26 protein-coding genes are annotated in these 26,749 nt (G+C 73.1%); 21 read left to right on the top strand and 5 right to left on the bottom strand.

Features of this window, described 5'->3' with window-relative positions; translation table 11 throughout:
* Window positions 1-80 precede the first annotated feature (80 nt).
* The 14 genes from ACIPFH_RS15230 to ACIPFH_RS15165 all read left to right on the top strand — a co-directional run bounded on the left by ACIPFH_RS15230 (window position 81) and on the right by ACIPFH_RS15165 (window position 15,485).
* Window positions 81-1,043 (top strand): NAD-dependent epimerase/dehydratase family protein, encoded by a 963-nt coding sequence (locus ACIPFH_RS15230; protein ID WP_401826574.1) that lies wholly within the window; start codon window positions 81-83, stop codon window positions 1,041-1,043.
* A 181-nt stretch (window positions 1,044-1,224) separates the two neighbouring features.
* Window positions 1,225-2,859 carry a carbamoyltransferase gene (locus tag ACIPFH_RS15225; protein ID WP_401826572.1) on the top strand — a complete coding sequence of 545 codons (1,635 nt, stop codon included), beginning with the start codon at window positions 1,225-1,227 and terminating at the stop codon, window positions 2,857-2,859.
* Between the two features lie 3 nt (window positions 2,860-2,862).
* On the top strand, window positions 2,863-3,867 hold the full coding sequence (locus tag ACIPFH_RS15220) for a glycosyltransferase family 2 protein (protein ID WP_401826569.1): 1,005 nt from the start codon (window positions 2,863-2,865) through the stop codon (window positions 3,865-3,867).
* On the top strand, window positions 3,864-4,457 hold the full coding sequence (locus tag ACIPFH_RS15215) for a D-glycero-alpha-D-manno-heptose-1,7-bisphosphate 7-phosphatase (protein ID WP_401826566.1): 594 nt from the start codon (window positions 3,864-3,866) through the stop codon (window positions 4,455-4,457). The genes ACIPFH_RS15220 and ACIPFH_RS15215 overlap by 4 nt, the downstream gene beginning before the upstream one ends.
* Window positions 4,454-5,443 (top strand): glycosyltransferase family 9 protein, encoded by a 990-nt coding sequence (locus tag ACIPFH_RS15210; RefSeq protein ID WP_401826564.1) that lies wholly within the window; start codon window positions 4,454-4,456, stop codon window positions 5,441-5,443. Before ACIPFH_RS15215 ends, ACIPFH_RS15210 begins: the two co-directional genes overlap by 4 nt.
* Window positions 5,440-6,396: a glycosyltransferase gene (locus tag ACIPFH_RS15205; protein ID WP_401826563.1), complete on the top strand. Its 957-nt coding sequence runs from the start codon at window positions 5,440-5,442 to the stop codon at window positions 6,394-6,396. Before ACIPFH_RS15210 ends, ACIPFH_RS15205 begins: the two co-directional genes overlap by 4 nt.
* Complete coding sequence (locus ACIPFH_RS15200; RefSeq protein WP_401826560.1) at window positions 6,393-7,610, top strand: glycosyltransferase; 1,218 nt, start codon at window positions 6,393-6,395, stop codon at window positions 7,608-7,610. Before ACIPFH_RS15205 ends, ACIPFH_RS15200 begins: the two co-directional genes overlap by 4 nt.
* Window positions 7,610-8,212: an SIS domain-containing protein gene (locus ACIPFH_RS15195; RefSeq protein ID WP_401826557.1), complete on the top strand. Its 603-nt coding sequence runs from the start codon at window positions 7,610-7,612 to the stop codon at window positions 8,210-8,212. The genes ACIPFH_RS15200 and ACIPFH_RS15195 overlap by 1 nt, the downstream gene beginning before the upstream one ends.
* 2 nt (window positions 8,213-8,214) lie before the next feature.
* On the top strand, window positions 8,215-9,639 hold the full coding sequence (rfaE2, locus tag ACIPFH_RS15190; protein WP_401826896.1) for a D-glycero-beta-D-manno-heptose 1-phosphate adenylyltransferase: 1,425 nt from the start codon (window positions 8,215-8,217) through the stop codon (window positions 9,637-9,639).
* Entirely contained in the window at window positions 9,636-10,595 is a 960-nt protein-coding gene (locus tag ACIPFH_RS15185) for a glycosyltransferase family 9 protein (RefSeq protein WP_401826555.1), read from the top strand. The genes rfaE2 and ACIPFH_RS15185 overlap by 4 nt, the downstream gene beginning before the upstream one ends.
* Window positions 10,592-11,458 carry a glycosyltransferase family 2 protein gene (locus ACIPFH_RS15180; protein ID WP_401826552.1) on the top strand — a complete coding sequence of 289 codons (867 nt, stop codon included), beginning with the start codon at window positions 10,592-10,594 and terminating at the stop codon, window positions 11,456-11,458. Before ACIPFH_RS15185 ends, ACIPFH_RS15180 begins: the two co-directional genes overlap by 4 nt.
* Complete coding sequence (locus tag ACIPFH_RS15175) at window positions 11,455-12,351, top strand: glycosyltransferase family 2 protein (protein ID WP_401826549.1); 897 nt, start codon at window positions 11,455-11,457, stop codon at window positions 12,349-12,351. Before ACIPFH_RS15180 ends, ACIPFH_RS15175 begins: the two co-directional genes overlap by 4 nt.
* Window positions 12,352-12,357: 6 nt before the next feature.
* On the top strand, window positions 12,358-12,645 hold the full coding sequence (locus tag ACIPFH_RS15170) for a DUF2399 domain-containing protein (RefSeq protein ID WP_401826546.1): 288 nt from the start codon (window positions 12,358-12,360) through the stop codon (window positions 12,643-12,645).
* 599 nt (window positions 12,646-13,244) lie between these two features.
* Complete coding sequence (locus ACIPFH_RS15165; protein ID WP_401826543.1) at window positions 13,245-15,485, top strand: serine/threonine protein kinase; 2,241 nt, start codon at window positions 13,245-13,247, stop codon at window positions 15,483-15,485.
* 21 nt (window positions 15,486-15,506) lie between these two features.
* Here the strand turns inward: ACIPFH_RS15165 and ACIPFH_RS15160 are convergent, their stop codons facing one another.
* Window positions 15,507-15,983 carry an ATP-binding protein gene (locus ACIPFH_RS15160; protein WP_401826540.1) on the bottom strand — a complete coding sequence of 159 codons (477 nt, stop codon included), beginning with the start codon at window positions 15,981-15,983 and terminating at the stop codon, window positions 15,507-15,509.
* A 167-nt stretch (window positions 15,984-16,150) separates the two neighbouring features.
* Here ACIPFH_RS15160 and ACIPFH_RS15155 point away from each other — a divergent pair, with 167 nt between their 5' ends.
* Both ACIPFH_RS15155 and ACIPFH_RS15150 read left to right on the top strand, forming a co-directional pair.
* Entirely contained in the window at window positions 16,151-17,002 is an 852-nt protein-coding gene (locus ACIPFH_RS15155) for a Scr1 family TA system antitoxin-like transcriptional regulator (protein ID WP_401826537.1), read from the top strand.
* On the top strand, window positions 16,999-17,184 hold the full coding sequence (locus tag ACIPFH_RS15150; protein ID WP_401826534.1) for a DUF397 domain-containing protein: 186 nt from the start codon (window positions 16,999-17,001) through the stop codon (window positions 17,182-17,184). The genes ACIPFH_RS15155 and ACIPFH_RS15150 overlap by 4 nt, the downstream gene beginning before the upstream one ends.
* Window positions 17,185-17,236: 52 nt before the next feature.
* On the opposite strand, the gene ACIPFH_RS15145 is transcribed toward ACIPFH_RS15150, so the two are convergent.
* Complete coding sequence (locus ACIPFH_RS15145) at window positions 17,237-18,379, bottom strand: EcsC family protein (protein ID WP_401826532.1); 1,143 nt, start codon at window positions 18,377-18,379, stop codon at window positions 17,237-17,239.
* Window positions 18,380-18,447: 68 nt separating this feature from the next.
* Window positions 18,448-18,645, bottom strand: a complete 198-nt coding sequence (locus tag ACIPFH_RS15140; RefSeq protein ID WP_401826529.1) for a hypothetical protein — start codon at window positions 18,643-18,645, stop codon at window positions 18,448-18,450.
* 491 nt (window positions 18,646-19,136) lie between these two features.
* Between ACIPFH_RS15140 and panD the strand changes: the two genes are divergently transcribed.
* Both panD and ACIPFH_RS15130 read left to right on the top strand, forming a co-directional pair.
* Complete coding sequence (gene panD, locus ACIPFH_RS15135) at window positions 19,137-19,556, top strand: aspartate 1-decarboxylase (protein WP_401826526.1); 420 nt, start codon at window positions 19,137-19,139, stop codon at window positions 19,554-19,556.
* A gap of 38 nt (window positions 19,557-19,594) precedes the next feature.
* The gene (locus ACIPFH_RS15130) at window positions 19,595-19,942 is read left to right on the top strand and encodes a GNAT family N-acetyltransferase (protein WP_356258002.1); all 348 of its coding nucleotides are present in this window, start codon (window positions 19,595-19,597) and stop codon (window positions 19,940-19,942) included.
* A gap of 447 nt (window positions 19,943-20,389) precedes the next feature.
* Here ACIPFH_RS15130 and gndA read toward each other — a convergent pair whose 3' ends face one another.
* Window positions 20,390-21,829, bottom strand: coding sequence for an NADP-dependent phosphogluconate dehydrogenase (gene gndA, locus ACIPFH_RS15125; protein ID WP_401826523.1), 1,440 nt, complete (start codon window positions 21,827-21,829; stop codon window positions 20,390-20,392).
* A 199-nt stretch (window positions 21,830-22,028) separates the two neighbouring features.
* Here gndA and ACIPFH_RS15120 point away from each other — a divergent pair, with 199 nt between their 5' ends.
* Window positions 22,029-23,297: a transglycosylase family protein gene (locus tag ACIPFH_RS15120; RefSeq protein WP_401826520.1), complete on the top strand. Its 1,269-nt coding sequence runs from the start codon at window positions 22,029-22,031 to the stop codon at window positions 23,295-23,297.
* Here the strand turns inward: ACIPFH_RS15120 and ACIPFH_RS15115 are convergent.
* Window positions 23,287-24,531, bottom strand: coding sequence for a DMT family transporter (locus ACIPFH_RS15115; RefSeq protein WP_401826518.1), 1,245 nt, complete (start codon window positions 24,529-24,531; stop codon window positions 23,287-23,289). The genes ACIPFH_RS15120 and ACIPFH_RS15115 overlap by 11 nt on opposite strands.
* A gap of 209 nt (window positions 24,532-24,740) precedes the next feature.
* Here ACIPFH_RS15115 and ACIPFH_RS15110 point away from each other — a divergent pair, with 209 nt between their 5' ends.
* Both ACIPFH_RS15110 and glgA read left to right on the top strand, forming a co-directional pair.
* Complete coding sequence (locus ACIPFH_RS15110; RefSeq protein WP_401826516.1) at window positions 24,741-25,520, top strand: (2Fe-2S)-binding protein; 780 nt, start codon at window positions 24,741-24,743, stop codon at window positions 25,518-25,520.
* A gap of 37 nt (window positions 25,521-25,557) precedes the next feature.
* The gene (glgA, locus tag ACIPFH_RS15105) at window positions 25,558-26,718 is read left to right on the top strand and encodes a glycogen synthase (RefSeq protein ID WP_401826514.1); all 1,161 of its coding nucleotides are present in this window, start codon (window positions 25,558-25,560) and stop codon (window positions 26,716-26,718) included.
* The last annotated feature ends 31 nt before the right edge of the window (window positions 26,719-26,749 follow it).

The following is a 26,749-nucleotide window of genomic DNA, read 5'->3' as shown; positions in this document are numbered from 1 at the left end:
CCGTCGGTTCCACGCATGCAACCGTCGGGTCCGGTTACTCAAGCGGCCACGCAAGTGAACCGAAGAGCGAGGAGGGTCCCATGCGCCGACAGACCTGGCGCCGGGCCTTGGTGACCGGCGGCGCCGGATTCGTGGGATCCCATCTGTGCGGTCGGCTGCTCGACTCCGGATGTGACGTCGTGTGCCTCGACAACCTGGCCACCGGCTCCCGGAGCAACGTGGCCGAACTCCGGCAGCAGTCCGGCTTCCGCTTCGTGCACGCGGACGCCACCGACCCCGCGGCCTGGCGGGCACTGCCCGGCCGCTTCGACCTGGTGCTGCACTTCGCGTGCCCGGCCTCGCCCGTCGACTACCTGCGGCTGCCGCTGGAGACGCTGGAAGTCGGCAGCACGGGCACCCGCCACGCGTTGGAGCGGGCCCGTGCCGACGGCGCCCGCCTCGTCCTGGCTTCCACCTCCGAGGTGTACGGCGACCCGCTGGAGCACCCGCAGCGCGAGACGTACTGGGGCAACGTCAACCCGGTCGGCCCGCGCAGCGTCTACGACGAGTCCAAGCGCTTCGCCGAGGCCCTGGTCACCGCACACCGGCAGGTGCACGGCACCGACACCGCCGTCGTCCGCATCTTCAACACCTATGGCCCGCGCATGCGCACCGGGGACGGCCGCGCCGTCCCCGCCTTCATCTCGCAGGCCCTGGACGGCGTGCCGCTGACCGTCGCCGGTGACGGCAGCCAGACCCGCTCGCTGTGCTACGTCGCCGACACCGTGGACGGTGTCCTGGCCCTGGCCGCCTCCGGTGAACCCGGCCCGGTCAACATCGGCGGCGGCGAGGAGATCACCATGCTCGACCTCGCCCGCCGCATCGTCGAGATCACCGGTTCCTCCTCCCGCATCAGCTTCGTCGAACGTCCGGTCGACGACCCCGGCCGGCGCCGCCCCGACACCCGGCTGGCTCGGGAGCGGCTCGGATGGCAGCCCAGGGTGGACTGGACCGAGGGCCTGAAGCGGACGATCGGCTGGTTCTCGCGGTCCGTGGCCGCCTGAGGCAGCGCTTGGCGCCTGAACGCAGCCTCTGCCGTGTCAGCACATTGCGTGACAAACGACTACTTGACATGGGACGTCTGGCCTATCACCGGATGAGTTGTCTCTACATGTTTGAGACAACTGCAGTGCGGCACTCGCTGAGACCGGAATGACGTCGGACGCCGCCCGGGACGGAGCACCTATGCGCATTCTTGGAATCAACGCCCTGTTCCACGATCCCGCCGCCGCCCTCCTGGTGGACGGCCGCACGGTCGCCGCCGCCGAGGAGGAGCGCTTCAGCCGCCGCAAGCACGGCAAACGGCCGGTGCCGTTCTCCGCCTGGGAGCTGCCGGAGCTGTCCGCCCGCTGGTGCCTGGAGCACGCCGGCGTCCGGCCCGAGGAGCTGGACGCCGTCACCTACTCCTACGACCCCAAGCTCGCCCGGCCCGCCGCCGACATGGGCCTGGACGACCCCTGGGACCCGGTCCGCCAGGACTACGCCCGCCGCGCCCCCGAGTTCCTCGCCGAGGCGCTGCCGGGCCTGGACCCCGAGCGGGTCGTCTTCGTCCCGCACCACGTGGCGCACGCCGCCTCCGCCGGACGCGCCGCCCCGCACCCCGACAGCGCCGTTCTCGTGCTGGACGGCCGCGGCGAGAGCGCCTCCCACCTGGCAGGCCGCTACGACGACGGCAAGCTCGACACCCTCTTCACGCAGCCGCTGCCCGACTCGCTGGGCCTGGTCTACGAGGACCTGACCCAGCACCTGGGCTTCCTGCGCAGCAGCGACGAGTACAAGGTGATGGCCCTCGCCTCCTACGGCAAGCCCCGTTTCCTGCCCCAGCTGCGGCAGTACGTGCACGCCACCGGTGACGGCGGCTTCCGCGCCCACGGCGTCGACTGGGCCGCCCTCGCCCCGCCCCGCGGCAAGAGCGAGCCATGGAACCAGGACCATGCCGACCTGGCCGCCAGCACCCAGGCCGTCCTCGAAGAAGTCCTGCTCGACCTCGTGCACTGGCTGCACCGCGAGGCCGGCGGCGAGACCCTCGCCCTGGCCGGCGGCGTCGCCCTCAACTGCGTCGCCAACTCCAAGATCGCCGCCCGTGGGCCGTACCGGAACGTCTGGGTCCAACCCGCCGCCGGGGACGCCGGGACCGCGCTCGGCGGTGCCCTGCACCTGGCGGAGAACCCGGAGCCCATGCCCGGCGCCGACCTCGGCCGCGGCTGGAGCGACCAGGAGATCCGCGCCTGGCTCCAGGAGGCCGGCGTTCCGTACGAGGAGCCCGCCGACATCGCCGAGGCCGTCGCCGAGGAACTGGCCCGGGACGGCGTCGTCGCCTGGTTCCAGGGACGCAGCGAGTACGGGCCGCGCGCCCTCGGCCACCGTTCCCTGCTGGCCCACCCGGGCCGGGCGGAGAACCTGGAGCGGCTGAACCGGGTCAAGGGCCGCGAGGAGTTCCGGCCGGTCGCGCCCATGGTGCTCGCCGAACGCGCCCACGAGCTGTTCTCCGGCGGCCCGCTGCCCAGCCCGTACATGCTGTTCGTGCACGACGTCGCCGCGGAGTGGCGCGACCGTATTCCGGCCGTCGTGCACGTCGACGGCACCGCCCGCATCCAGACCGTCGACCCCCGCCAGGAGCCTCTCGTGGCGCGCATGCTGACCGCGTTCGAGCAGCGCACCGGGGTGCCCGTGGTGGTCAACACCAGCCTCAACACCGCCGGCCGGCCCATGGTCGACGATCCGCGCGACGCCCTGGAGTGCTTCGGCTCCGCTCCCGTGGACCTGCTCGCCATCGGGCCCTTCGCGGTGCGCCGGGGCGCGATGTTCGGGAGGGCCTGACGTATGACCGCGTACGCCGTCGTCATCCCCACACTGGTCCGCGACACGCTCGCCGACTGCCTCGCCGCGCTGGCCGCCGCGACCGGTCCGAAGCCCGAGGAGATCGTCCTCGTCGACGACCGGCCCGAGCCCGAACCGGACCCCGGCGCGCTGGAGCACCCGCTGAGCGTCCTCGGCGAGCTGCGCGAGCGCACCCTGGTGATCCACAGTGGCGGGCGCGGGCCCGCCGCCGCCCGCAACAGCGGGGCGCGCGCGGTCACCGCGCCCTGGGTCGCCTTCCTCGACGACGACGTGCAGGTCGGCCCCCACTGGTGCGACCAGCTCTCCCAGGACCTGGCGGAAGCCGGCCCCGAGACCGGTGGCGTGCAGGGCGTCATCGCCGTACCGCTTCCTGGGGAGCGCCGGCCCACCGACTGGGAGCGCGGCACCGCCGGTCTGGCGCAGGCGCGCTGGATCACCGCCGACATGGCCTTCCGCGCCACGGCGCTGAAGCAGGTGGGTGGCTTCGACGAGCGGTTCCGGCGGGCCTTCCGCGAGGACGCCGATCTCGCCCTACGGGTGCTGGACGCCGGATGGCGCGTCGTACAGGGGCGGCGCACCACCCGGCATCCGGTGCGGCCCGCCGACCGCTGGGTGTCGCTGCGCGCCCAGCGGGGCAACGCCGACGACGCCCTGATGCGGCGCCTGCACGGTCCCGACTGGTGGCACCGGGCCCTGGCGCCGCGCGGCCGGCTGCGCAACCACCTCGCGATCACGGCCGCCGGCCTGGCCGCCTGCGCGCTCGCCGTGGCCGGGCGGCGCCGGGCCGCCGCGGCCGCCGCGCTCGGCTGGGCCGCCGGTACCGGCGAGTTCGCCTGGGCGCGCATCGCTCCCGGCCCGCGCACCCGGCACGAGGTCGACACCATGCTCGCCACCAGCGTGCTCATCCCGCCCGCGGCCACCTGGCACTGGACGAGCGGCCTGTGGCGCCACCGCGACGCCGCCCCCTGGCCGGAGGTGACGCGGTGAACGACATCGACCTCGTGCTGTTCGACCGCGACGGCACCCTCGTGCATGACGTCCCCTACAACGGCGACCCCGACCTGGTCCGCCCGGTCGACGACGCCCACGAGGCGCTCGACCTGCTGCGCGCCCGGGGGATCGGCACCGGCGTGGTCACCAACCAGTCCGGCATCGCGCGCGGGCTGCTCTCCACCGCCGACGTCCGCCGGGTCAACGAGCGGATCGACGCGCTGCTCGGACCCTTCGACGTGTGGGCCGTCTGCCCGCACGGCCCCGACGACGGATGCCACTGCCGCAAGCCCCGCCCGGGCATGATCCTCTGGGCCGCCGACCGGCTGCGCACCCCGCCGGAGCGGATCGCCGTGATCGGCGACATCGGCGCCGACGTCGAGGCCGCGAGCCGGGCCGGCGCCCTCGGCGTCCTCGTCCCCACCGCGCAGACCCGGCCGGAGGAGACAGCGGCTGCCGAACACGTGGCACGCGATCTGCCGACCGCCGTGCGCGCGATGTTGTCCGGGCGGCTGCCGCTCGGACCCGGCCTTGCCGACGAGGGGCCCGTCGAGGCCGCCTACGGCACCACCGGGAGGATCCGATGAGAGCCCTCGTCAGCCGCCTGGACAGCTTCGGCGACGTGCTGCTCGCCGGACCCGCGATCCGTGCTGTCGCCGCTCGGGCCGACCACGTCACCGTCCTGTGCGGCCGGCTCGGCGCCCCCGCGGCCCGCATGTTGCCGGGCGTCGACGACATCCTCGTCTGGGACGCGCCCTGGGTGGGCTTCACGCCCCCGCCGGTCGGCCGCGGCGAGGTGGAGCTGCTCGTCGACACGATCGACGCCGACGCGGCGCTGATCCTGACCTCCTTCCACCAGTCCCCTCTGCCCGCCGCCCTGTTGCTGCGCCTGGCCGGCGTGGCGCACATCGCCGCCGACAGCATGGACTACCCCGGCTCGCTGCTCGACGTGCGCCACCAGCGCGCCCCGCACGCCCACGAGGCGGAGGCCGCGCTCGACCTCGCCGAGGCGGCGGGCTTCCCCCGCGTCGACGACGGTCTGCTGCGCGTGCTGACCCCGCCCAGGGCCACCCGGTTGACCGGCCCGGAGCCGTACGTCGTACTGCACCCCGGGGCCAGCGTCCCCGCCCGGGCCTGGAGCCGCCGGCGGTGCGCCGAGGCCGTGCGTGAACTGACGGCGGCCGGACAGCGGGTCGTGGTGACCGGCGGCCGAGGGGAGCGCGAGCTGACGGCGTACGTCGCCGGCGAGCACGGCCTCGACCTCGGCGGCCGTACCGACGCCGTCGAACTGGCCGGTGTGCTCGCCGGAGCGCGGGCCGTCGTCACCGGCAACACCGGGCCCGCCCACCTCGCCGCCGCCGTCGGCACCCCCGTCGTCTCCCTGTTCGCCCCGGTCGTCCCGGCCGAGCGCTGGCGCCCCTACGGCGTCCCGTACGTGCTGCTCGGCGACCAGCACGCGCCCTGCGTGGACAGCCGCGCCCGGAACTGTCCGGTGCCCGGCCATCCGTGCCTGGAGTCGGTGACCGCCGAGGACGTGGTGGCCGCCGTGGAGAAGGTGATGGTCGCGGAATGAGGATCCTGATCTGGCACGTGCACGGGTCGTGGACCACGGCCTTCGTGCAGGGCCCGCACACGTACGTCGTCCCCGTCACGCCGGACCGCGGGCCCGACGGTCTCGGCCGCGCCCGCACCTTCGACTGGCCGGATTCGGTGGTCGAGCTCCCGCCGGAGCGGCTGAGGGACGCGGACATCGACGTGGTGATCCTGCAACGCCCGCACGAGCACGCCCTCGCGGAGCAGTGGCTGGGTCGGCGCCCGCCCATGGTGTACCTGGAGCACAACGCCCCCCACGGCTCTCCCGGAGTACCGGACACCCGGCACCCGGTCGCCGACCTGCCCGGTGTGCCGCTGGTCCACGTCACCCACTTCAACCGCCTGATGTGGGACGCCGGGACCGCCGACGCCACCGTCATCGAACACGGCATCGTCGACCCCGGCCCCCTGTGGACCGGCGAGATCCCGCACGCCGCCGTCGCCGTCAACGAGCCGATCCGGCGCGGCCGTACGACCGGCGCCGACCTGCTGCCGGCGTTCGCCGAAGCCGCCCCGCTGGACGTCTTCGGCATGAAGACCGACGGCCTCGCCGACCACCTCGGTCTGCCGCCCGAGCGCTGCCGTTCGCACGAACTCGTCCAGCGCGAGCTGCATGTGGCGATGGCCAGGCGCCGCCTCTACCTCCACCCGGTGCGCTGGACCTCCCTCGGCCTGTCCCTGCTGGAGGCCATGCACCTCGGCATGCCCGTGGTCGCCCTCGCCACCACCGAGGTCGGCGAGGCGGTGCCGCCGGGCGCCGGGGTGGTCTCCAACCGCATCGACGTACTGACCGATGCCGTCCGTGACTTCGTCGCCGACCCGCTGCACGCACGCACGGTCGGCGAGGGAGCACGCGCGGCGGCGCTCGCCCGCTACGGGCTGTCCCGCTTCCTGGACGACTGGGAGCGGCTGTTGAAGGAGGTGACCCGATGAGGATCGCCATGGTGTCCGAGCACGCGAGTCCGCTCGCCGCGCTCGGCGGTGTCGACGCCGGCGGCCAGAACGTGTATGTGGCCCGACTCTCGGAGGAGTTGGCGCGTCGCGGCCATGACGTCACCGTTTACACCCGGCGCGACGCGGCCGACCTGCCCGACCGTGTGCCGCTGCCCGGCGGCGCCGTCGTCGAGCACGTGCCGGCCGGTCCGCCCGAGGTGATTCCCAAGGACGCCCTGTTCGAGCACATGCCCGCCTTCGCCGTCCACCTGTCCCGGGCCTGGCGCCGGGAGCGGCCCGACGTGGTGCACGCCCACTTCTGGATGTCCGGCATGGCGTCCCTGATCGGCGCCCACTCGCACGGCATCCCGGTCATCCAGACGTTCCACGCCCTGGGCACCGTCAAGCGACGCCACCAGGGCCGGGACGACACCAGTCCGATCGAACGCATCGGCATCGAACGCCAGATCGGACGCACCTGTGAGCGGGTCCTGGCGACCTGCACCGACGAGGTTCAGGAGCTCGCCGCCATGGGCGTGTCCGCCGGCCGGGTGTCCGTGGTGCCGTGCGGCGTCGACGCCGACCACTTCCACCCCGGGGCGGACACCGCCGCCGCCCCCCTGCGGGAGCAGCGGCACCGGCTGCTCGCCTGCGGCCGACTGGTCCCCCGCAAGGGCTACGACCAGGCGATCCGCGCCCTCACCCGGATCCCGGACACCGAACTGCTCATCGCCGGCGGCCCGCCCCCCGACCGGCTGCACGCCGAGCCCGAGGCCCGACGGCTGCTGGAACTGGCCGAGGAGCAGGGCGTGGCCGACCGGGTGCGCCTGCTCGGCGCCGTCGACCCGCGCCGGATGCCGGCGCTCATGGCCGGCGCGGACCTGGTCCTGTGCACTCCCGTGTACGAGCCCTTCGGCATCGTTCCGCTGGAGGCCATGGCCTGCGGGACGCCCGTCGTCGCCACCGCCGTCGGTGGCCACCGGGACTCCGTCGCCGACGGCCGCACCGGACGGCTCGTGCCGCCGGGCGACGTCCCGGCGATCGCCGACGCCATCCGTGACCTGCTCGGACACGAGCGCAGGCGTAACCGCTTCGGCGCGGCCGGCCGCGAGCGTGTGCTCGCCCGCTACACCTGGCGGCGCGTCGCGGACGGAGTGGAACAAGTCCACCGGCAGACCGCCCTGGGCCATGAACTGCGTACGGAGGTCGCCTGATGAGCACCGACGCCGAATCGTCCGTCACCGCGCACTGCGACGAACTGCTCGACGCCCTGGCCCGATTCCGGGAACGGGCTCATCTGACCGAGCGCTGGGGCGAGCGACTTGCCGCCGTCCTCAGCGGCGGCGGACGGCTGCTGGCCGCCGGCAACGGCGGCAGCGCGGCCCAGGCCCAACACCTGACCGCCGAACTCGTCGGCCGCTACCGCGACGACCGCCCGCCGTTCTCCGCGCTCGCGCTGCACGCCGACACCTCCTCCACCACCGCCATCGCCAACGACTACGGCGTGGACGAGGTGTTCGCCCGCCAGGTCCGCGCCCACGGCCGCCGCGGCGACGTCCTGCTGCTGCTGTCCACCTCCGGCGCCAGCGCCAACCTGCTGGCCGCCGCCGACGCCGGACGTGCGGCGGGCCTGACCGTGTGGGCGCTGACCGGCCCGGCCCCCAACCCGCTGACGGCCGGCAGCGACGAGGCGCTGTGCGTGTCGGGCTCCTCCACCGCGACCGTCCAGGAACTCCACCTGGTGGCGGTGCACATGGTGTGCGAGGCGTTCGACGCGGCCGTGGAGAGGGCGGCACTGGAGAGGAACGGGAGGTGACCATGCCAGGCTCCGGTGCCGGCAAGTCCGCCCTCGTCGTGATCGGCGACGCCCTGCTCGACCGCGACCTGACCGGTACCGCCGACCGGCTCGCCCCCGACGCGCCCGTACCGGTCGTCGCGGAGCACACGCGGCGGGCGCGGCCCGGCGGCGCCGCCCTCGCGGCCTGTCTCGCCGCCCGCGACGGCCGGGACGTCACCCTGATCACCGGCGTGGGCGACGACCCGGCGAGCGAGGAACTGCGCCGGATGCTCGACGGCCGGCTGAAGGTGATCGTCCTGCCGCTGACCGGGGCGCTGCCGGAGAAGACCCGCGTGCTGGCGCAGGGCCGCCCCGTCGTGCGGCTGGACCGCGGTGACGGCCGCGTCCGCGAGGCCACCGACGAGGCCCGCGAGGCGGTCCGCTCGGCCCCGGCCGTCCTGGTCTCCGACTACGGCCGGGGCGCTGCCGACGCCCTGCGCGACGTACTGGCCGAACGCCCGCCGGTCGTCTGGGACCCGCACCCGCGCGGAGGGCCGCCGGTGCCGGGCACACGGCTGGTGACTCCGGCCCGGTCGGAGGCGCATGCCTTCGCGGCGACCGCCGAGGACCACCACACCACCAAGGAGCCGGGCAGCGACCTGAGCGTCGCCGCCCGCGAGGCGGCCACGCTCGTACGGCACTGGCGGGTCGCCTGCGTCGTGGTGACCATGGGCGCCCGCGGCGCGCTGCTGTCCTACGGCGAGCATCCCCTGCTCGTCCCGGCGCCCGCCGCCCATCACGGCGACGCCTGTGGCGCCGGCGACCGGTTCGCCGCCACGGCGGCCGGTCTGCTGGCCGACGGGACACTCGTCGGCGAGGCGGTGGAAGGCGCCGTCGCCGCCGCGAGCGAGTTCGTCGCCGCGGGCGGCGCGGGCGCACTGGCCGACGGCGCATTCCCCGAGGCGGACTCCCGCCCGTCCGGCGAGGAGGGCGTCGGCCCCGAGACGGCCGCGGACCCACACGCCGTGATCGCCCGGGTGCGGGCCTCCGGCGGTGCCGTCGTGGCCGCCGGCGGCTGCTTCGACCTGCTGCACGCCGGGCACGTCGGCCTGCTGCAGGCAGCCCGGCGGATCGGCGACTGCCTCGTCGTGTGCCTCAACTCGGACGAGTCGGTACGGCGCCGCAAGGGCGAGGGCCGCCCCGTGAACCCCCTCGCCGACCGGATCCGCGTACTGCTCGCCCTGCAGTGCGTCGACGCGGTGGCCGTGTTCGACGAGGACACCCCGGAACAGCTGCTCGCCGAGCTGCGGCCCGACGTCTGGGTCAAGGGCGGCGACTACACCGGCGCCGACCTGCCCGAGGCGGCGCTGCTGCAGGAATGGGGCGGGCAGGCGGTGCTGCTGCCCTACCTCGCCGGGCGGTCCTCGACCACGCTCCTGGACCGCGCGGCGGAGGGTGCCCGATGACGCGCCCCCGCCTGCTCGTCCTGCGCGCGCTCGGCCTGGGCGACCTCCTGGCGGGGGTTCCCGCCCTGCGCGCCCTGCGCCGGGCCTTCCCCGGCCACGAACTGGTGCTGGCCGCCCCCGCCGAACTCGAACCGGTGGCGGCGGCGACGGGAGCCGTCGACCGGCTGCTGCCCGCCTCCGCCCCCGGCCGCGCCGTACCGCGCACCCTCGACCGGACCGGCCCGCCACCGGACATCGCCGTCGACCTGCACGGCAACGGCCCGCCCAGCCACCGCCTGCTCCAGGCGCTGCGCCCGCGCCGCCTCTTCGCCTTCGCCCACCCGGACACCCCGGAGATCGACGGTCCCCGCTGGTGGGCGGAGGAACACGAGCGGGACCGCTGGTGCCGTTTCCTGGAGTTCTACGGCGTCCCCGCCGACCCGGCCGACCTACGACTGCCCCGGCCACCGGGCGCCTCCCCGGCGCCAGGGGCCGTCGTCCTGCACCCGGGCGCCGGCGCCCCCTCCCGATGCTGGCCCGCCGACCGCTACGCCGCCGTCGCCACCGCCCTGCGCGAGCGCGGCCACCGGGTCGTGGTCACCGGAGGAGCGGGCGAGGACGACCTCGTGGCACGCCTCGCCAAGCAGGCGCGGCTGCCCGACACCGACACCTTCGGCGGCGGCCTCCCCTTCGAACGGCTCTCCGCGCTGGTGGCCGACGCCTCCGCGGTCGTCAGCGGCGACACCGGCATCGCCCACCTCGCCGTCGCCCACGCCACCCCCACGGTCACCCTGTTCGGTCCCGTTCCGCCGAGCCGCTGGGGCCCGCCGCCCCACCCCCGCCACCGCGTGCTGTGGCACCCCGGCCAGGAGGGCGACCCGCACGGCCGCCGCACCGACCCGGCGCTGCTGCGCATCAGCTCCGGCGACGTACTGCACGCCCTCGACCGGCTCGACGAACTCAGCGACACGCCATGAACCAAGCGCCCATAGGCATCGTCCTCGCCACCCGCAACCGGTCGGCCACCCTGGCCCGCACCCTGGGCCGGCTCCTCGACCTGCCCGAGCGGCCGGAGATCCTCGTCGTCGACAACGCCTCCACCGACGATACCCGCGCCCGGCTGGCCCACGACTTCCCCACGGTCCGCGTGCTGTCCCTGCCGTCCAACCGGGGCGCGATCGCCCGCACCCACGGCGTACGCGCCCTGCGCACCCCTTACGTGGCGTTCAGCGACGACGACTCCTGGTGGGCACCCGGCGCCCTGGAGCTCACGGCCAAGCTGATGGACACCCACCCACGCCTCGGCCTGATCTCGGCCGCCACGCTGGTCGGCCCCGCCGAGGAACCCGACCCCCTCAACGACGTCCTCGCCGCCTCCCCGCTCGGCTCGGCTCGGGATCTGCCCGGCACCCAGGTCCTCGGCTTCCTCGCCTGCGCCTCCGTCGTCCGCCGCAGCGCCTACCTCGACGCGGGCGGCTTCCACCCCCTGCTGTTCTTCGGCGGCGAGGAGACCCTCCTCGCCTACGACCTCGCCGCCCGCGGCTGGGGCGTCACCCACTGCCCCGACGTCGTCGCCCACCACCACCCGGACCCGGCGCCCCGCAACGGCCGCCCGGCCGTCCAGCGCCGCAACGAACTCCTCACCGCCTGGCTGCGCCGCCCTCTGCCCCACGCCCTCGCCCGCACCCGCGGCCTGGCCGCCGACGCCCGCCGCGACCCGGCCGCCCGGCAGGCGCTGCGCGAGACCCTCACGCGCCTTCCGGCCGCCCTGCGCGCCCGCCGCGCCCTGCCACCGCACCTGGAACGGGCCGCGCGCATGCTGGACGGAGCACAGCCGTGACCGACCCCCGCACCACCGTCGTCGTCATCACCCACAACCGCCGCCCCGAACTCCTGCGCACCCTCCACCACTTGGCGGAACTGCCCGAGCGGCCCCCGGTGATCGTCGTCGACAACGCCTCCACCGACGGGACCGCCGACGCGATCGCCCGCCACCACCCCCGGGCACGGCTGCTGTGCCCCGGCCGCAACCTCGGCGCAGTCGGCCGCAACCTCGCGGTCCGCGAGGTCCGCACGCCCTACGTGGCGTTCTGCGACGACGACTCCTGGTGGAGCCCCGGCGCGCTGTCCGGCGCCGCCGACCTCCTCGACCGGCATCCGGCGCTCGCCACCGTCACGGCCCGCATCCTGGTCGAACCAGGAGGCGCCGAGGACCCGATCAACGAGGAACTGCGCAACTCGCCCGTGCCGGCTCCGGACTGGCTGCCCGGACCCGCGCTGGGCTCCTTCCTGGCTGCCGCGACCGTCCTGCGCACCGACGCCTTCCGCGCCGCGGGCGGCTTCCACCCCCGGCTGTGGCTGGGCGGCGAGGAGGAGCTGCTCGCCGTCGACCTGGCGGCGAACGGCTGGTGGCTGACGTACGCCGAACACTTGACGATCCATCACCAGCCGTCGGCGGTGCGGGACTCGACGCTGCGCCGGGCGCACGGCATCCGCAACACACTCTGGTTCACCTGGCTGCGCCGCCCGGCCGGACCCGCGCTGCGCCGCACCGTGTACCTGGCCCGCACGGTCCCCCGCGACACCGTGTCTCTACGGGCCTTCGTGGAGGCCGCGGCCGCTCTGCCATGGGTGCTGCGCGAGCGCCGGGTGCTGCCGGCGGAGGTCGAGACGCGCATGCGGATCCTGGAGGAGGCGCAGCAGCGCTCGGCCGCCCGCCGCTATGTGGGCTGAGGATCCGTGCTGGGAACCCTCGACCTGTACCTCGTGACGGCAGGAACGCTCGACGGCGATCAGCTGCGCACCGCGCTGCTGGTCGCCGACGCTCTCGGCCTGGCCGTCACGGCCCTCGACCGATCCTTGTGCCTTGCGACGCGCACGGAGGTTCATGGCACACCGCGGATCGCCCTCGCCGGACCGCCTGCCGAGGCCGTGTGGGACGCGGAACCGGCACCCGCCATGGACGCCCTGGGCATCGCCCTGCACGAGGAGGCGGCGCTCGATCTCCTGCTGGAGGACCTCGGGTGAAAGGCCCCGCCGGGTGGCGGACCGGCTGAGGACGCACCGGGGGTGCCGTGCCGTTGCCGCCGAACGGAGCGGATGGCGTACACGGCGCACCGGCTGCTGTTTCCCCGAAGGTCACCGGACGGCGAGCATGGATCGCGAAGCAACGGCATCAGGTACACGTAGTGCGTCCTTAACGGCAAGCTTGCAGCGATCGAATCTGTGTACGCATGTTGAACGTGTGACCAGTCAAGGCGTGCGTCGACGCCCCTTTGCGCAACCGTCACCGCCGGGGTGTACGGAGCCAGTGATGACGCCGACCGACACCGACCCCAAGGCGAGCGGAGCCGACGGCCCCTCTGCCGCCGGTCACGAGCCCGGTACTAGAGTGTCCGCTGATGAGGGGGGCTTCATCGCACGACCGCCGCTGCCCGCAAGGGCGAGTCGCCGGTCGGCCGCAGGTTCGCCGACGCCCGAAGTCGGCCGCGTCGCACCGTTCCCATCGGTACGTGAAGGCGCAGAACACCAGGGGGGTACATGAGTCGTCAGCACGGTCTGCGGCGTGATCTGCGCGGGTGGACGGTGTCGGCCGTACGTCCGTGCCCGGCACGAGGGAGTGTCCCGTGCCGGTGAACCTGCCCGAACGCATCGGCCCCTACCGGCCCGTCCGGCACCTCGGAACCGGCGGTATGGGCACGGTCTACTACGCGACCGACCCCGACAGCGGACGTCCCCTCGCCGTGAAGGTCCTTCACCAGGGCTACGCCGACGACCCCTCGCACCGGGCCCGTTTCCGCCGGGAGACCACCACGCTCCGCAAGGTCACCGGCCCGTACCTCGTACCGCTGGTCGACGCCGACCCGGACGCCCCGCTGCCCTGGCTGGCGACCGCCTACGTCCAGGGCGACACCCTGCACCAGCACGTCCGGGACGCCGGACCCCTGCGCGCGGACAATCTGCTCACCTTCGCGGCGGCCGTCGCCCACGCGCTGGCCTGTATCCACGGCGCGGGGGTCGCCCACCGCGACCTGAAGCCGACGAACGTCCTCCTGGGGGCCGACGGGCCGCACGTCGTGGACTTCGGCATCGCGCACCACCTGGACGCCACCGCCATCACCGCGACCTCGGTGACGACCGGCACTCCTGGCTGGATGGCACCGGAGCAGCTCACCGACGGCACCACCCTCCCGGCCTGCGACATCTTCTGCTGGGGGCTGCTCGTCGCCTACGCCGCGGCAGCGGCCCACCCCTTCGGGGCCCCCACGGGGATCAACCACCGCATCATCAGTGCCACGCCGTCGCTCCAGGGCGTGCCCGACGCCCTGCTGCCCCTGGTCCGTGACGCTCTGCACAAGGACCCCGGGGAGCGGCCGAGCGCGGCGGACATCGCCGAACGGGCGGCCGCCGTGTACGGGCCGACGGGGACCGCCGTCTTCCCGACCATGGCCTACACGCGGTCGTTCGAACGGCCCGACACCGGTGTCACCGTCCCCCTGGACCGCATGCGCTGGGACGTCCCGCTGCCCGCCGAGCCCTCCCCCGACGAGGAACCGGCGGCGGGCGACGGACGCACGGCTGACGAGGCGCCGGTGGGCAGGGAACCGATGGGCGACGAGGGGGCCGCCGCTGCGCCGCCGTCGACGCCCTCGGTCCCGCGGCAGGCGTCCGAGGAGCCGGCGCCCTCGGCCACCACCGCGCAGAACGCACGCGGGGACGTTCCCCCGATTCCGCCTCCTTCTCACGCTCCGGGACAACCCGCCGCCACCCCGGGGGCCGCACCCACCGGGCGCCGTACGCGACGACGCCGGGCCGTCCTCTGCACGGTGGCCGCCGCCGCGGTGCTGGGCGCCGTGGCCGGCGCCGTGGCGGCCGGCAACAGCGGAACCGCAGGCCCTGCGGGGCATCCTGCCGCCGGCCCGGCGGCCGAGCCGAAGCGGACGGCGGCGAGCGGGCAACCGGTCGCCGCGCCGCCCTCCGCGTCCGGAACCCCGAGCGCCGAGGAGAGCGTCGTACAGGAACCCGAGCCGGCGCCGGTGGCCCTCTTCGGCGGCCTGCGGGTCACGCTCGCCGCCGACTCGGAGCTGGAGTTCTCCCCGCCGGACGGCGAGAACGCGGACGCGGACGCCGGATTCTCCTCGGACACCCCGGACGCCTCGGTGACGACCGCCGCGACCAGCGTCGACTTCATCCTGCACGGGGACTCCGAAACCGGCGTGCGCCTCATGTACTTCCCGAGTCTGACGCTGGACCAGATCAAGCAGGGCCAGACGGACTCCGGTTCGATGTGGTCCGTCGACAGCGAGGGCAGTGACACCGTCACGGAGGAGTCGGTGACCTCCGTGAAGGACGGCTCGCTGCACAAGATCGGCGGCAAGAAGGCCATGAGCTGGATGTTCGGCACGGACGTGCTCCCCGACTACGACGGCTCCCGCAAGAGCAGTCATCGCGTCTGGTGGCTGCCCTACAGCAAGTACCTCCTCTACACCTACGGGGAGCACGACAAGGCCGCCGAGGCGGCCGTGGACGAACTGATCGGCGGAATCGGCTTCCAGGCCACGGACATGCCGCGCGACTGCGCGGACGCCGTCGTGGCTCTGGACAAGGCCGCCGCCAGTGGTGAGCAGACCGACGATCACGGCACCCTGACCTACTGTTACGACGTCGCGGCGAACGGCGCCGAGCAACAGGACCCGGGGACGGTGCACACCAGGACGGAGGCCGCGTGCGTCGCCCTCGTCCAGGCCTACAGCGGATACGGCTCCTACCCGGCCTACGACGAGGCGAAGGCCTACAAGGAACTGCGTCCCTGGTGCGACATCCCCGGGGAAGTCAGCGACCCGCGCCTGCCGGACTGGGCCTCCTGACGCCATGACGGCCGGGCGCCCTCAGCCGACGGGTCCGGTCACGTCCGGGAACGGCCGGTCGCGCGGCGGAGACTGCGTCAGCAGTGCCCACACCGTCTTGCCCGAGGGCGGGAACGGCTCTGTGCCCCAGCAGTCGGCCAGGGCGACGACCAGGAGCAGTCCGCGGCCCGACTCGTGGTCCGGGCCCCGCTCCGGGGGGATCGCGGGGCGGCGCTCGCCCCGCGTATCGCTGACCGCGATGCGCAGGGTGCCGGCCGCGTCGTCCAGCGTCAGCGCCAGCAGGAAGTCGCGGCCCTGGGCGCGGCCGTGCAGCGCCGCGTTCGCCGCCAGTTCCGCGACGACGTGTTCCGCTCGCTCGATGACGTGGGGTGACGTCCCCCAGGTGGTCAGCCGTTCCACAGCCAGGAGGCGGGCGAGGCGGGCGCCGCGACGGGTGGAGGAGAGTCGCTGCGCGAACGTGCGTACGGTAGCGCAGGATTGGGGCGTAGAGGCGTGCATGGAGCAACCGTGACGGGCGTGCGGGGGTGTGTTCCAGTAGCGCGGCCCGTACGCTGCGTCAGCGTACGGGCACGTTCTGTGGACGGTACGGGGATCTTGCCGTCACTCTGGGTGCTGTCGATCGCGGAGAAACCGCAGAGGACGTAAGCATCTGGAGGTGGCCGCGTATGACGGACAGCATTGACGTGACGGCGTGCGACTGGGAGCGCGAGCCTGACCCCTCCGACAGTCTGCGGACGTTCGGTGCGGTCGTCCAGGCCCTGCGCGAGCATGCGGGGCTCAGTCGGGTGGACTTCGAGGCGCGGGTCCGGTTCTCCAAACACACCGTGGAGTCCGTGGAGTTGGGACGCCGGATGCCCGACGAGTCGTTCGTGGAGCGGGCGGAGGAGGCGCTGGGCAACACGGGCGCGCTGCGGAAGGCGGCCGGGCACCTGACGCGGGGCGAGGCGGGGCTGGCGGCCTGGTTCCGGCGGTGGGCCCGGCTGGAGAAGGTGGCGGTGAGCCTGTGTACGTACGAGTGCAGGCTGGTGCCGGGGTTGTTGCAGTCGGAGGGGTATGCGCGGGCGGTGTTCGACAACAGCATTCCGCCGCTGTCGGATGAGCAGTTGGAGGCTCAGGTCGTTGCGCGGATGGAGCGGCAGAGGATGCTGTACGAGCGGCCCAACGTTCCGTTCAGCTTCATCGTCGAGGAGCACCTGTTCCGACGGAGGCTCGGTGGGCGGGAAGTGACACGGGGGCTGCTCGATCACGTGCTGGAACTGACGGCACCGCGCAATGTGACCCTGCAAGTCATGCCGCTCGATGCCGAGTTCCATGCCTGCTTGGACGGTCCCGTGCAGCTCCTGGAAACGCCGGAGCGACGGCGGCTCGCGTACTCGGAAGGGCAGCAGAATGGTCGTCTGATCTCCGACGCGAAAGAGGTGAGCCTCCTCTATCAGTGCTATGACACACTGCGCTCGCAGGCCCTGAACCCCAAAGACTCGCGGGGTCTGCTGGAGCGACTGCGAGGAGAGCTATGAGCACGACGGAACTCGCCTGGTTCAAGTCCAGCTACAGCGGCACCCAGGGCGACAGCTGCGTGGAGGTCGCCGTCACCGAACAGGTCATCCGCGTAAGGGACTCCAAGGACGTGACGCGACCTCACTTCGCCGTCGGGCGTGAGGAGTGGTCGCGGTTCGTGGGGTTCGCGGCGGAGGCCTGACCGGTGTTCGTCCCGGCGGTCGCGTGAGGACTTTCACCGCCGGGACACCGGGTCAGCGGAGGTCGGGTCCGCCCGCCTCGACGATCTCACCGAGCAAACTGATCTCCTCGTCCGCGTCGTCCGTGACGTCCGGGCCGGTGTCGGGAAACGATTCGGATGCCTCCTCGTCAGCGAGATGCGGGTACTTGTCCAGCAGGAACCGCCGCCGGTACGCCATGTCGGCGGCATCGACGATCCCCTCCAGAGTGGTCCAGTTGAGGGTGCCTCCCACGACGATCCCGAATGCGGGTACAGCCTTGCCGAGTCCCTTCTTGGTGAGACGGAAGCCGAAGGCCTTCGCGAACTGCTGGGAAACCTTGGTGACGACCGCGTCGTTCAGGACGTCCCACGCCTTTCCGCGGAAGAGCGCCTGGGTGAGTCGCGAGACGTCGGACATCGCACGGTTCTTCGCGGCGACCGAGCTTGCCGTCCCAACGTTGACAACAGACAGCACGAAGAGCTTCTCGGCGGGTTCCTCAGGGTCGTAGCCGTAGAACAACGAGACCTGACCGACGGCGCGGGACGCGAGTCCGAGGACGACTGCGGCATCGGCGACGAAGGCTCCGGTGATCGCGCCTCCCGAAGGGGCTGCCGCGGCGCCGGCGGAGGCGGCGATGACGAGCTCTCCTCCAGAGATCACCAGCCCCGCACCCGCTCCCGAGAGCGCTGCGGCGGCCGGGAAGTACCAGCTCGCCGCCCGTCCGCGGACCGCGTCGACCTGTTCGAGGTCGAGGCGGCGCAGGTCGCGCAGCGACGCGATGTCGTGCCCGCGCTTCTTGTGGAGCGCCACCACACGTTTGGGGGACAGGCCCGCTCGCGAGGCCCGCGCCAGCGTCTTCTGTATGGACTGAACGGCGGTGCCGCTCCAGTCCGGCAGGGCGTCGGCGGCTTTGCGCGTTCCGGCACCGACTTTCTGAGCGCCCTTGGTGACGAATTCCTGTCCACGTGAAACCGCCGACTTGGCCCGCGGGTGGTTCTCCAGTTGCTTCGCGGCACGCTTGCCGAACTCCGCGACGCCGTTGGCCACGTGTTCGCCGGCGTTTCTCATCGCTTGCGACAGCGGGCGGCCCTTGAACTGCTGGACGGCACGCCATGCGTCGAGCTCGTAGTCCGAGGGCAGCTGATCGGGCTGCTGCGGGTACTGCGGGTTGCTCATGGTCCCCCCTGGGGCGTGGATGGTGATGCACGAGTAGGTGACTCGTCAGGTCAGGTCGCCGCGAGCTGTCAGGCGGGGTGGCGGGGGCCGTGGCCTGGGGGTGGTGTGAGGGTGGAGGTGTAGTTCTCGCCTTCGACGAGCGGCGTCTCCAGGGTGAGGCCGGCGGCGGCCATGCGGTCGTACTCGGCGAGGACCAGTTCCTTGGTTCGGTAAGTTCCGTAAGCCTTCATGTCCTTGTCACGAGTGACGTTGAAGGTGTCGAGCACATACGAGGTGTCATTGCCTGACCTGCCGTACACATGGAAAAAAGCGGCCGCGGGAGACGCCGAAGGCACGCTCGGCGGGCTCGTGCAGCAGGGTGAGCCGCCGCACCTCGCAGAGACCCTGCTGCGGATGACCGAAGCCGCCGCCTGGAACCGTAGTGTCGAGGGCCGTTCAGGGCGTGTCGCCTGTCACCGAGGTACCGGGACAACACACTGCGGTGGCAACGCACGGTGAGTGATGCCGGCCTGGGTATCCGAGCGTCCGTAGGAGTCGTCGAACAGGTGACCACCGCATCACCACCGGCGCGGTTACGGCCGGCCGGCGACACATCGCACTCGGGGCTGATGGCCCATCGGAGAAGTCGGCACTGAGTCAGAGTGAGCCCTGCAACACCTGGGGACAGCTGACCGAACATGCGAATCCCTGTACGCTCCGAAGACCGCCCTTGACCTGCGTTAAGCAGGCAGGGAGCTGACAAATCGGGAGTTTCTCCATGTTTCGTACCATGTTCAAGTCCAAGATCCACCGAGCCACCGTCACCCAGGCCGACCTGCACTACGTCGGCTCGGTGACCATCGACGCGGATCTGCTGGACGCCGCCGATCTGCTGCCGGGTGAGCTCGTCCACATCGTCGACATCACCAACGGGGCGCGGCTCGAGACGTACGTCATCGAGGGGGAGCGCGGCTCGGGCGTGGTCGGGATCAACGGGGCGGCCGCCCATCTCGTGCACCCCGGTGATCTGGTGATCATCATCAGTTACGCTCAGGTGACCGACGCGGAGGCGCGAGCCCTGGAGCCGCGAGTCGTGCACGTGGACCGCGACAACCGCATCGTGGCCCTCGGCGCGGACCCCTCGGAGCCGGTACCGGGCTCCGACCAGGAGCGCAGCCCGCAGGCAGTGTCGGTCTGACCGAAGCAGCCCTCGCACCCATCGCACCGGGAGTGCCCATGAGCGACATCGAGATCCGCGACGACCGGGCGGCGGGCCGCCTCGAGGCCCTCGGTGACGGCGGTGAAGTCGTGGGCCGCATCGAGTACTTCGTCCTGGAGTCGCCCGCGGCCGCCTTGGTGCCGGTGCACACCGTCGTCGAGCCGGCCCACGAGGGCAAGGGCATCGCCGGGTCGCTGGCGCGGGAGCTGTACACCCTCTCCGGGCGTGAGGGCATCCCCGTGGCGCCGCTGTGCCCGTACGTCGTGAAGTGGGCCGAGCGTCACCCCGACGAGGCTCCGGCAGCCGACCCCGAGTTGCTGCGCGCGGCCAAGGACTGGCTGCGCGCGCATCCCGGCCGCTTCTGACCGGCGGGTCGGCGGCGCCTCGTCCAGGACGAGTGGCCGGCCGGGTCCACCCGGGTGAGTGGCCGGGGCCGCCCCGGGTACGTGGGGGATGAGTCCAGAGCCAAGCTCTGCAACTGGCCGGAGGACACGATGACCGACCCGTACGCCGACCCCGTCCACCCCGATCCCGTCCATCCCGCACCGACGCCCGGCCCGGCGCCGGGCCCCCCGGAACCGTTCCCCGGCCCGGTGCCCGCTCCCGAGCCGCCGCCCGGCCCGGACCCGATGCCCGGTCCGGACCCGGTGCCGCCCCCGCAGCCCGGCCCGCCCCCGGACCCCTCACCGTCGCCGATCCCGCCGGGTCCCGAACCGGTTCCGGCCCCGGAACCGGGCCCGCCCCTCACCTGAGGTGCCGACGGTGGGCGGCGGGAGACCGCCGCCCACCGCGAGGGCCCGAGGGCGCGGGAACTACGCGTCCACCTCGGACCGGTCCCCGCCCCACAGGGTGTGGAACGCCCCTTCCCGGTCCACCCTCCGGTAGGTGTGCGCGCCGAAGAAGTCCCGCTGTCCCTGGGTGAGCGCCGCCGGCAGCCGCTCCGCACGCAACGCGTCGTAGTACGCGAGCGCCGCCGCGAACCCGGGGGTCGGCACGCCCTGGAGCGTCGCGGCCACCAGCACCTCACGCCACGGGTCCTGCGCCGCCGCGATCTCCGAGGCGAACGTCGCGTCGGACAGCAGGCTGGGCAGATCCGCCCGGGTGTCGTACGCGGCGCGGATCCGGTCGAGGAAGGCCGCGCGGATGATGCAGCCGCCGCGCCAGATCGAGGCGACGGCGCCCAGGTCGATGTCCCAGTCGTACTCCTCGCTGCCCGCGGCGATCTCGTGGAAGCCCTGCGTGTACGACACGATCTTCGAGGCGTACAGCGCCTGCTCCACCCGGTCGGCGAAGGCCTGCGCCTCCGCCCTGCCCAGGGCGGACGCCTTCGGTCCCGCCAGGTCGCGTGAGGCCTGGCGCAGCGGCGCGTGCCCCGACAGGGACCGCGCGAAGACCGCCTCCGCGATGCCCGACACCGGAACGCCCAGGTCCAGCGCGATCTGCACCGTCCAGCGGCCGGTTCCCTTCTGCTCCGCCTCGTCGACGACCACGTCCACGAAGGGCCGGCCCGTCGCAGCGTCCACGTGGGACAGCACCTCGGCCGTGATCTCGATCAGGTAGGAGTCGAGGCGGCCCGTGTTCCAGGTGCGGAAGATGTCCGCGATCTGCGCGGGCTCGTACCCGGCGACATCGCGCAGCAACTGGTAGGCCTCGCCGATCAGTTGCATGTCGGCGTACTCGATGCCGTTGTGGACCATCTTCACGAAGTGGCCGGCGCCGTCCGGGCCGATGTGCGTGACGCAGGGCGTTCCGTCCGCCGCCTTCGCCGAGATCTTCTCCAGCATCGGGCCCAGCGACTCGTACGACTGGGGCGAGCCGCCCGGCATGATGCTCGGGCCGTGCAGCGCGCCCTCCTCGCCACCGGAGATGCCCGTGCCGACGAAGTGGAGGCCCTGCTCGCGCAGTTCGCGCTCGCGGCGGCGGGTGTCGGCGAAGTGCGCGTTGCCACCGTCGATGATCATGTCGCCGGGTTCGAGCAGCGGGGCGAACTCCCGGATCACCGCGTCGGTCGGCTCACCGGCCTTCACCATGATGACCAGGCGGCGGGGCCGCTCCAGTGCCGCCACGAACTCCTTGGCGGTCTCGGCGGCGACGAACTCGCCCTCGTGTCCGAATTCCTCGACCAGGGCGTGCGTCCGTGCCGCCGTGCGGTTGTGCAACGCGACCGTGTAGCCGTTGCGTGCGAAGTTGCGGGCGAGATTGCGGCCCATGACCGCGAGTCCCGTGACGCCGATCTGAGCTGAAGTGCTCATACGGTTGGCTCCTTGAGGGGTGTGCCCGTGCATCCGGTCAGTATCGTCCTGAGGACCATCTTGACGGGTGCGCCGCCGGATTCCCGCGCGGGGCGTCCCGCGGTCGCACGCGAGTCGGAGCGGCCGGTTGTCGTCTTGTCATGGCCTGTTCGCCGCCCTTACTTTTGCCCCTCCTGACGCATGTCGAGGGGGATCTCCGATGGCCGTACGCGGTCGGCACCGCCGGTATCAGCCGAACAGGATCAACCGGGCCTCACTCACCGTGACGGCGGGCGGTGCCGGTATGGCGTTGCCGCTCCTGGGCACCGGTGCCGCTCAGGCGGCCGACGTGGACACCTGGAACAAGGTCGCCGCGTGCGAGTCGACCAACGACTGGAACATCGACTCCGGCAACGGTTACTACGGCGGGCTTCAGTTCACCCAGTCCACCTGGGAGGCGTACGGCGGCACGCGCTACGCGCCCCGTGCGGATCTGGCCACCCGGGACCAGCAGATCGCCGTGGCCGAGAAGGTGCTGGACGGGCAGGGGCCGGGCGCATGGCCCGTGTGCTCGGTGCGCGCCGGACTGAGCCGGGGCGGCGACACCCCCGACATCCACCCGGACGGCGCGTCGGCGAAGCCCGGGCCGTCGTCCAAGTCGTCCAAGTCGTCCAAGTCGTCCAAGTCGTCCGAGACGTCCGAGACGTCCGCCAAGTCGTCCACCAGGACGTCGAAGACGTCCCTCGACGACGTGCGGCCCCAGAGCACACCCCAGTCCCGGGCGGGCACCGCGCAGATGTACACGGTCGTCCGGGGCGACACCCTCTCCGGCATCGCGGACACCGAGGACGTCGAGGGCGGGTGGCAGGGGCTCTACGCCGCCAACCGGACGACCATCGGCGGCGACCCCGACCTGATCATGCCGGGCCAGCGGCTCAGCCTGAGCGACCGGGCCGGCGCCGCGACCAGGTCCCCGAGCAGCACCAAGCCCCGGACGGAGAAGCCGAAGACCTCCCCGGGCGCCAAGAAGGGCAAGCCGGCGAAGAGCACCAGGGCCAAGGACGACGACGGGGCGACGACCGGCCATTCGCTCGTGTCGCCCGTCGGCGCCGGCACCGGAACGCCCTACCACGCGACCGGTTCCTCCTGGTCGAAGGGCTATCACACCGGTGTCGACTTCCCCGTGGCCACCGGCACGTCGGTGAAGGCGGTCGCGGCGGGCGAAGTGGTGAGCGCGGGCTGGGCCGGCTCGTTCGGCTACGAGGTGGTCGTCCGGCACGCCGACGGCCGCTACTCGCAGTACGCGCACCTGTCGGCGATCTCCGTACGGGACGGGCAGTCGGTGAGCGGCGGGCAGCGCATCGGCCGGTCCGGCTCCACCGGCAACAGCACGGGCCCGCATCTGCACTTCGAGGTGCGGACGGGGCCCGGGTTCGGGACGGACGTCGACCCGGTCGCCTATCTGCGCGCCGGCGGCGTCAGGATTTGACCCGCTCCCGATGCCGGTCCACGACCGGCATCGGGACGTACAGACCTCCGTACAGCGGGGTGTAGAACGACGGAGGGACGTCCACGCCGGGCGGTCCCTCCTCCTCGACGCGTTCATCGCCGCCGGGCGAGGCCGGTGCGGGTACGAGCCGTTCGTCCCGTACCCCGGCCGGCCGTACGTCATCGAGCGCCGCCGCGACCGGCCGCAGGTCCTCCAAGGCCGGCCGAAGGTCCTCCAGCACCGCTTCCGCGAGCCGCACGTTCACCGGCCGTGGCGCGACCGGCTGCTTCGGGAACCCGATCCCGGACGTCGCCCTGCCGGCCGCCTGGGCCGTGACCGTCGCCGTACCGGTCTCCGCACGGTCGCGCGCGGCCGGGAGACCGGTCGTCGCCGGCTCCGGACGTTCTGCCTGGAGGCGCTCCGTCGTGAGCAGGATGAGTCCGCCCGCCGCCACCACACCGCAGCCCAGGGCGAGCACGGTGCCCGTGGTGCCGTAGCGGAACGTCTCGCCGAACATCGTGATGCCGACCGCGGCGGCCACGACCGGGTTGACCACCGTCAGGGTGGCCAGCGGGGCCGCGAGGCCCGCGCCCCGGTAGGCGGCCTGCGACAGCAGCATGCCGGTCGTGGCCAGCACGCCGATCACGGCCAGGGAGGGGATGTCGGCCGCCGAGACGCCGCCGGTCCAGTCGACCGCGACGGTCTTGGTGAACACCGACGACATGCCGAACGCTATGCCCGACGCGGTCGCCAGCAGCATGCTGCGCACCGCCGGGTGCCGGTGCGCGGCCCGCCCGGCCACCATCAGGGCCACGACCGCGCCGGCGGTGACCACGGCCACGGTGACCCGCTGCGGGGTGCTCAGCGACTGCGCGTCGGCCGCCCCGACCAGGGAGAGCAGACCGGCGAGACCGACCGTCGCCATGATCGCGCCCCGCCAGGCCGTCGCCCCGGCCCTGCGGCCGACGAACAGCGCGGCCATGGGCAGTGCGAACACGATGGTCAGCGCGCCCAGCGGCTGGACCAGGCTGAGAGGACCGTAGGCGAGCGCCACCACGTGCAGAAGTCCGCCGAGACCGTTCAGCGCCACCGCCGCCCACCAGCCCGGACGGCGCAGCGGGGCGTACTCCTCGGCGGGCGAGGACAGCGCGACCTGCTCCTGCACGATCGCCCCGGCCGCGTACGCGACAGCGGAGACGAGCGACAGGACCACGGACAACGCGAGGGCGCTCATGAGCAGCTCCTCTGCGTGAGGCGGGGGCGCGGGGCCCGGCGCGGCGAACGGTCGGCTCTCATGACCAACACGATGCCTTGTCGATCTGTTCCCGTCGTCGTACCTAAGCACGCAATAAGTCCTACTACCGATGGAGTACGGCGGGCCCTCTGTCCTCCCTCAGGCGGGTGACGGACCAGGGATCCCCCTGACCCGCACCCCTACCGGCCTTGGTATTACTGCACGTCGTGGACCTGGACCTCGATCTCGCCGCACTCCGCCCGCTCGGCCCCTTCTTCGCCCTGCGCACCCGGCCGGTCGGCCCGAGAGACCCGGCGCGACCGCTGCCGACCCTCGCCCGGGCCTACCGGGACGCCCCCGGGACCGGGGCGCCGGACGTCCACGGAGATCCGCTGTCCTTCCGGGTCCGGAAGGTCACCCGGGCTCTGCGTGCCCCCGAGGGCCGGATCGGGGCCTCCGTGGCTCAGCAGGGCCTCGCCGCCCGGCTGTGGTCGGTGACGCTGGGCTGCGCCGTCCTGTACGGCAGCATTCCCGAGCCGGACCCGGGGCTGCTGCTCTGGGATCCGGACGCCACCGCCCCGGACGACCTGTGGCTGACCGAGGTGCGGGCCCGGCCCGGGGACGCGGCGACCGTGGCCGCCGCGGTCCTGGACGGCCACCTCGAACCGCTCTCCGCCGCGCTGCGCGCCCGCCACCCGGTAGCGCCGGGCCTGCTGCGCGGCAACTCCGCGTCGGCGCTCGCCGGAGCCGCCCGCCAACTGGACCTGTGGGCCCGTACGAACGGCCGCCCGGACGTCGCCGCACGCGCGCGTGCCCTCACCGCCGAGCTGTTCACCCACCCCCTCCTCGCGGACACCGGCACGCTGACCGGCACCGCCTTCCGGCGCCGAAGCTGCTGCCTGTACTACCGGGTGCCCGGCGGAGGCGTCTGCGGGGACTGTTGCTTCACACGACCCCCGCGCTCTTCCCCACGCGCCCCGTCTGGGTGACCATGAAGGGAGCCGGTCGCTGAGATGGGGGTTACGGGTGCGAGTGGGACTGCTGACCCGGGAGTATCCCCCGGACGTGTACGGCGGCGCCGGCGTCCACGTCGAGTTCCTCGCCCGCGAGTTGCGGCAGCTGGTCGACCTCGACGTGCACTGCTGGGGCGAGGGCCGCACCGAGGGGGTCCAGCGGCACCGCCCCTGGTCCGCGCTCGACGGGGCCAACGACGCGCTGCGCACCTTCTCCGTGGACCTCGCCATGGCGGCCGCCCTCGAAGGCCGTGAACTCGTCCACTCCCACACCTGGTACGCCAACCTCGCCGGCCACCTCGCCAAGGAGCTGTACGGCGTGCCGCACGTGGTGACCGCGCACTCGCTGGAGCCGCTGCGGCCCTGGAAGGCCGAGCAGCTCGGCGGCGGCTACGCCCTGTCGAGCTGGGCCGAGCGGACCGCGGTGGAGGCGGCCGACGCGGTGATCGCCGTCTCCGGCGCGATGCGCGAGGACATCCTCACCTGCTATCCGACGCTCGCCCCGGAGCGGGTCCACGTCGTCCACAACGGCATCGACACCGCCCTCTACCGCCCCGACCACGGCACCGACGCGCTCACCCGGATCGGCCTGGACCCGGACCGGCCCTTCGTGCTGTTCGTCGGCCGCATCACCCGGCAGAAGGGCGTTCCCCACCTGCTGCGGGCCGTACGGGACATCGACCCCGCGGCGCAGGTCGTGCTGTGCGCGGGAGCGCCCGACACGCCCGAGATCGACCAGGAGTTCCGCGACCTCTTCGCCGAGCTGAGCCGCGCCCGGGACGGCGTGCACTGGATCCCGAAGATGCTGCCGCGCCCCGAGGTGATCCAGCTCCTCACGCACGCCTCCGTGTTCGTCTGCCCTTCGGTGTACGAACCGCTCGGCATCGTCAACCTGGAGGCGATGGCCTGCGGCACTCCCGTCGTGGCCTCCCGGGTCGGCGGCATCCCGGAGGTCGTCGAGGACGGGGTGACCGGCACGCTCGTGCCGGTGGGCGACGGGGGCGCCGCCTTCGAGGCGGGTCTCGGCCGCGCGCTGGACGCCGTCCTCGGCGACCCCGAGGCCGCGCGACGCATGGGTGAGGCGGGGCGGACCCGGGCGGTGGGGGAGTTCGGGTGGGACGCGGTGGCCAGGCGTACGGTCGGGTTGTATGAGGAGATCGTCAAAAAGGCTTAGTTCCCCCGGCCGGGGGCAACCATGGTTCAAC

Origin of the sequence: Streptomyces sp. NPDC088157 (genome assembly GCF_044741545.1) — a bacterium.
GTDB lineage: Bacteria > Actinomycetota > Actinomycetes > Streptomycetales > Streptomycetaceae > Streptomyces.
The sequence above is the reverse complement of the archived record's forward strand: the minus strand, read 5'-3'. Positions and strand labels throughout refer to the sequence as shown.